General features: G+C 51.1%; 7 protein-coding genes and 1 pseudogene. 2 read left to right on the top strand and 6 right to left on the bottom strand.

The window, feature by feature from the left end:
• Positions 1–191: 191 nt before the first annotated feature.
• On the bottom strand, positions 192–659 hold the full coding sequence (locus tag B5G06_RS13575) for a hypothetical protein (protein ID WP_087189585.1): 468 nt from the start codon (positions 657–659) through the stop codon (positions 192–194).
• A 97-nt stretch (positions 660–756) separates the two neighbouring features.
• Between B5G06_RS13575 and B5G06_RS13570 the strand changes: the two genes are divergently transcribed.
• Complete coding sequence (locus B5G06_RS13570) at positions 757–999, top strand: helix-turn-helix domain-containing protein (RefSeq protein ID WP_087189584.1); 243 nt, start codon at positions 757–759, stop codon at positions 997–999.
• A gap of 67 nt (positions 1,000–1,066) precedes the next feature.
• Here B5G06_RS13570 and B5G06_RS13565 read toward each other — a convergent pair whose 3' ends face one another.
• The 5 genes from B5G06_RS13565 to B5G06_RS13545 form a co-directional block, all read right to left on the bottom strand.
• Positions 1,067–1,312: a DUF6061 family protein gene (locus B5G06_RS13565; RefSeq protein WP_087189583.1), complete on the bottom strand. Its 246-nt coding sequence runs from the start codon at positions 1,310–1,312 to the stop codon at positions 1,067–1,069.
• 455 nt (positions 1,313–1,767) lie between these two features.
• Positions 1,768–2,943 (bottom strand): AAA family ATPase, encoded by a 1,176-nt coding sequence (locus B5G06_RS13560; protein ID WP_087189582.1) that lies wholly within the window; start codon positions 2,941–2,943, stop codon positions 1,768–1,770.
• The gene (locus B5G06_RS13555) at positions 2,933–3,268 is read right to left on the bottom strand and encodes a plasmid mobilization protein (protein WP_087189581.1); all 336 of its coding nucleotides are present in this window, start codon (positions 3,266–3,268) and stop codon (positions 2,933–2,935) included. The genes B5G06_RS13560 and B5G06_RS13555 overlap by 11 nt, the downstream gene beginning before the upstream one ends.
• A gap of 4 nt (positions 3,269–3,272) precedes the next feature.
• Complete coding sequence (locus B5G06_RS13550) at positions 3,273–4,355, bottom strand: site-specific integrase (RefSeq protein WP_087189580.1); 1,083 nt, start codon at positions 4,353–4,355, stop codon at positions 3,273–3,275.
• A 3-nt stretch (positions 4,356–4,358) separates the two neighbouring features.
• On the bottom strand, positions 4,359–4,562 hold the full coding sequence (locus tag B5G06_RS13545) for a DNA-binding protein (RefSeq protein WP_050624082.1): 204 nt from the start codon (positions 4,560–4,562) through the stop codon (positions 4,359–4,361).
• 303 nt (positions 4,563–4,865) lie between these two features.
• On the opposite strand from B5G06_RS13545, the pseudogene B5G06_RS13540 reads away from it, so the two are divergent.
• A pseudogene (locus B5G06_RS13540) lies at positions 4,866–5,066 on the top strand (helix-turn-helix transcriptional regulator); the annotation flags it as partial.
• Positions 5,067–5,184 lie beyond the last annotated feature (118 nt).

The raw sequence follows: 5,184 nt of genomic DNA, 5'->3' as shown, positions 1-5,184 counted from the left end.
TGTAAAATTAACTTCCGGGTTTTTGTTACCTGCCCAACTTATCCGGAATTTAGTCTTGCAAGACTTTTCCGTAACCGGAAGTAAATCGTGCAAACCGGAAGTTACTTTTGCAATCCACCTCGCCATTTTAGTCCCCCCAAAGCGAGAAATGTTTGGATTTATTTTATCACGCTTTCGTGAGAAACTCAACTTCATGTCGAATCATTATGCTTTATCACGGTTATGAAAAGAGAGCCTTTCTTTTCTCGCCTTTTTGCATACTCCACCAGCTCCCGCGCATTGCTGGCAGGGTGCCACGCATAGGCGATGAGGTAGTCTACATGATCCACAACATATCGATTTGCTCTCACGATTGCAGCCTTGCGCGGAACGCATTCCATCCCTGGCGGATAGAATGTTCCATCAAATCCATCGGGTGTTGGGATGGGCCGCTCTGCCGGATGATATGGCAATAGCAAAGTGAGCTTCACCTCTGGGTGAAAGCGCTTGGCATCTTTGACTGCTGATGCTGCAAGGCGGTCAAATCCTCCGTAGTGACCAACGATAAATTCTGTGACACCATATTCAACAATGTGCTGCTCAACAGCCGCATACAATGCCGGATAAATCTCTTCTGAAGCCTCTCTGTGCCCGATGAAAAAACAGCTTTTCGTATCCATCTTATGACCCCCAACCCTTTTGAGTTATATTAACTCAAAAGGGTTAATCTTTTCAAGAGGAACCGGGTATCATCATCAGTGAAGAGAGGTGATACCCATGAACATCGGTGAAGCTGTTAAGGAGCGCATTTTGGAGCTGTGCAGCGAGCGCGATATTTCCATCAACAAGCTCTGTAGCATGAGCGGTGTGACCCAATCCACAGTAAACAACATCGTTAGTGGTCGGAACCGCAGCGCAACAGTTTCTACAATCAAGAAACTCTGCGATGGTCTGGGAATCACGATTGAGGATTTTTTCAATTCTGAACTGTTCCGGAATTTGGAACAGGAAATTCAATAGAAATAACCCGTCCGCATCCATATAGGTGGTATGAATGCAGGCGGGTTTCTTTTTCTTAATTGGAAATTCAGCCCAAGGGAGCTTTCTTTGTTACAGCCTTTAGATATAGTTCCGGGTCACCATTCAAAATCAGCTCAGCATAGGCCAGTGGATCATTATAGATCAGCCAGTCTAGCTCCGACCGCTGGTACATACTGTTTGCTAGTTCGTTCTCCACGGCCGTGCAGTCGATGGAGAGCAGTGTCCCGTCCTCCAGACACAGCTCTACGCGGGCAGTGTCCAGGTTGAACTCACAGGACAAAATTTTCCTCATAGTCGTTGCCTCCCAAATACTTGAATTTCGGTTAATTTTCCGCAGCGGCACAAGGGGCGTTTCGGTTGTTTTAGATACAGGCAAGCAATGCGTGTGGATAGCCACACACAAATCCGGCAAGCAATGCGAGTGTTAATACACACTCACATTTCCTGCCGTCTGCTTGTTGAGGGCAACGCCCCCAAGCCCCTTTTGAACACAGAATTTTATTCTGTGGCTGCGCGTTCTCCGAACGCTTTTTGCCCCTGTACCCGGTGCTCTGTTTCGAGACATAGGGTGTCGTGAATCGCGACATCCTCTGGTACTTTTAGGGCGCCCTAAAATGGGGCTCCCTCCTGGAAGATGAGGTGGTAAAATACCACCCCAGTTGTTCCTTTCCGCGACGGTGGCGACGGTCGCAACGGTGCTGGGAGTACCCCTCAAAACACCGTCGCGACCGTTGCGAGCGTCGCGCTTTACCCGATTACTTCAAACACGGGTGCTTCCACCACCATGTAGGTCAGCCGGATACGCCGTCCGGCGTGTTTGCTTTTGTTCTCGTACTTTACCTGATGTTCTTCCAACAGACGGCTGGCATTCACATTCAGATGCTTGGTGAGCCGGTTTACCGCCATATCCGTTTGAATCGCCTGGGCCAGCTCCGTAGGACTCCCTTCCCATTCGCGGTTCTCGGAGGATACGATCTTTGCCACGGCTTCCAGTACCGGGTCCGTGGGCTGCTTCCAAAGCTCATTCTCTGCATAGTCGAGGCTCCAAATTAGGTTCTCCTGGTCCTTGCTCAGATACAGCCGCTGATCCGGCTGGTCTCTGCCTACCACTTCCAGAGTGGCCTTGCTATCTGTCCGCTTTTCCTTCTGCATCAAGAGTGCCCCATCCGCACAGCCCAACAAGCCGGTGGTGCCCGAGATCATCTCAAAACTATCCCCCGCAGGCTGCTTTCTGGTGTGGTGAACGATCAGGACGCAGACGCCATATCGGTCAGCAAATTGTTTCAGCTTACCGATTACCTCATAGTCGCTGGAATAGCTGTAGCTGTCGCTCACCGCTTCCCGAACTTTTTGCAGGGTATCCACAATAATAAGTTTGGTGTCACTGTGTTCCCGGACGAACTTTTCCAGCTGTTCATCCAGGCCACCGCCGATCATCTTAGCGTTGGTAGCGAAGTGGAGGGAGCTTGTCCCCTCCACTCCGAACATTCGGAACATCCGGCGCTGTAACCGGCTCTCGTCATCCTCCAACGCCAAGTAGAGAACAGTCCCCTGATGGGTCTTGTAGCCCCACAAGTCCTGCCCGGTACTGATATGGTGAGCGATCTGTGCAACCAAGAAAGACTTGCCGATTTTGGGCGCTCCGGCAAGGATGTACGCTCCTGTATAAAGCAGGTTCTCAATCACCGCAGACTTGCCCTCAAATACATTGTCCATCAGCTCGTCCAGGGTCACAGTATGCAGGTATGCGGGGTCACTCATACGGCGTATTTTCCGGTAAAGTTCCTCCAAATCTCTTTCGGAGGAATTGCTTTTTTCGCCTAGGTCTGGTATAGTGGTCTTGGAATTTTGAGAGATTGACTGCCCATCATCTGCGCCAACAGATGAATTCTGGGCGGTCATTTTCTTTTTATCATCGGTCATAGGCAAAGTCCTCCTGCATCCCGTTCATAATGGTAGCGATCATCTGGATGATGTCCAGCAGCTCGTCGCTCACGCCCTGCCCAGCTTCAATCCGGCGCAGCTCGTCCAGCACAGCGGCCAGCTGATCCCGCAGGGCCTTGTAGACCCTGGGGTTACCCTGGACCACCACATCCCGTTCCAGCAGCCGCCGGATGATGTAGTCCTGCTTGGTCAGGCCGGTGAGCTTCACCAGGGCTTCCAGCTGGAGATCTTCCTCCGCCGACACCCGGAAGGCCACCGTCTTGTTTCTCCAGCGGTTGTGGTTGTCATAGTTCTTCTTGGACATTTTCTTACACTCCTTTCTCGTTTTTCAGTGAATCCAGCTTGTCGGCCATTTCCACCTGACGAGTGGGGAACAGATGGGCATAGCGGTAGGTGATGTCGATGCTCTCGTGCCCCACGCGCTCTGCGATGGCCAGGGCGGTAAAGCCCATGTCAATCAACAAACTGATGTGGCTATGTCTCAAATCGTGTATGCGAATCCTTTTCACCCCTGTTTGCTTGCAGCCACGGTCCATTTCCCGATGGAGATAGCTTTTGCTGATGGGAAACATCCGGCTGTCCGGCTCCACGCCGTAGAGCTGCTTGAGGTAGTCTTGCAACTCGTCACACAGGAACTGGGGCATCTGAATCACCCGGTTGCTCTTAGGCGTCTTGGGGGTGGTGATGACATCTTGCTTGTTGATCCGCTGGTAAGACTTGTTGATGGTGAGAGTGCGTTTCTCGAAGTCGAAGTCCGCCGGGGTCAGGGCCAGCAGCTCGCCCTCTCGGATACCGCACCAGTACAAGACCTCAAAGGCGTAGAAGGACAACGGCTTATCCATCATGGCCTCGGAAAATTTGGTGTACTCCTCCCGGGTCCAGAACAGCATCTCCTTCCGTTCCTCCGCACCCATGTTCCCCGCCTGCCGGGCCGGGTTGAGGTTCAGGCCGTAAAACCGGGCAGCATGGTTAAAAATGGCGCTAAGTTGATTGTGAACCGTCTTAAGGTAGGTTTTTGACAGGGGCTTGCCGTGACAGTCCCGCATTTCCCGGATCTCGTTCTGCCAGCGCATGATGTCCTTGGATGTGATCTCCGACAACTTCCGCTTGGCAAAATAGGGCAGGATTTTCTTCTGGATAATGCTCTCCTTGGTGCGCCAGGTGTTGAGTTTCAGCTTGGGCTTGATGTCCTTCTCATAGAGGGCAACGAAGCTCTCAAAGGTCATGTTCACATCGGCCTGCTTCTCCATCAGGAACTCCCGTTCCCATTCCAGCGCCTCTCGCTTAGTGGCAAAACCACGCTTGAGCTTCTGCTGGCGCTCACCCTTCCAGTCGGTGTAGCGGAACTGCACATACCAGGTGCCGTTGTCCTTGTTCTTGAACGCCGCCATAAATTACTCCCCCTTTCTCGCCGTCTCGGTTCTGGTTCCGTAAAACTTCTCGTGGAAGAACTTGCGGTCGATCCGTCCGGAAATCGTGATGCAGCCGGTTTTCGCCAGTTCCTCGTTCATTTGCCGGATGAGCTTGTAGGCGTAGGGGACGGATACCCCCAGCTCTTCGGCCACTTCGTCCACACGCATAAAAATCTGATTTGCCATGGTAAATCCCTTCCTTTCTTTGTTGGTGGTGACTGCTGCCTGCAAGTGTTGTGTATCATAAATACCTCCTTACTTATGTCCGCCACTTTTTCTCCGTTTCGCAACCAAAAATCTGGCGGGCCATTTGATGCGTTATATTATCTAAGCTTATCCGCTTAGCATCCTTATAATACTATACATATAAGCTTAGTTCAAGCCTTTTAGAAGAAAAATTATTAAATAAATTTGCTTAGATTATCTTGACAATCCTAAACAAATATGCTATGTTGCATATAAGAACAACCATAGATGGGAGCTGGATGTATGGCGATTGGCGAACGGATTCACTTTTTCCGTCTCCTGCGGGGGATGACACAGAAATATCTCGGTATGGCGCTGGGCTTCCCGGAGAAGTCCGCAGATGTGCGCCTGGCACAGTACGAAACAGGATCAAGAACCCCTAAGGCAGACTTGACTGCTGCCCTGGCGCAGGTACTGGATGTCTCGCCCCATGCACTCTCCGTTGTCACCGCCGGAGTAAAATAGACCTATACGCCGGGCAAAAATTGACCCACGCCTAAAGACCGGCTATCTTAAAAGTGTGTGCAATACTTTTAAGGGAGATGGCCGAATGATTAGGAGT

It is taken from the genome of Flavonifractor sp. An52 (genome assembly GCF_002159385.1).
GTDB classification, from domain to species: domain Bacteria; phylum Bacillota; class Clostridia; order Oscillospirales; family Oscillospiraceae; genus Flavonifractor; species Flavonifractor avicola.
This window is presented reverse-complemented; position numbering and strand designations above follow the sequence as displayed.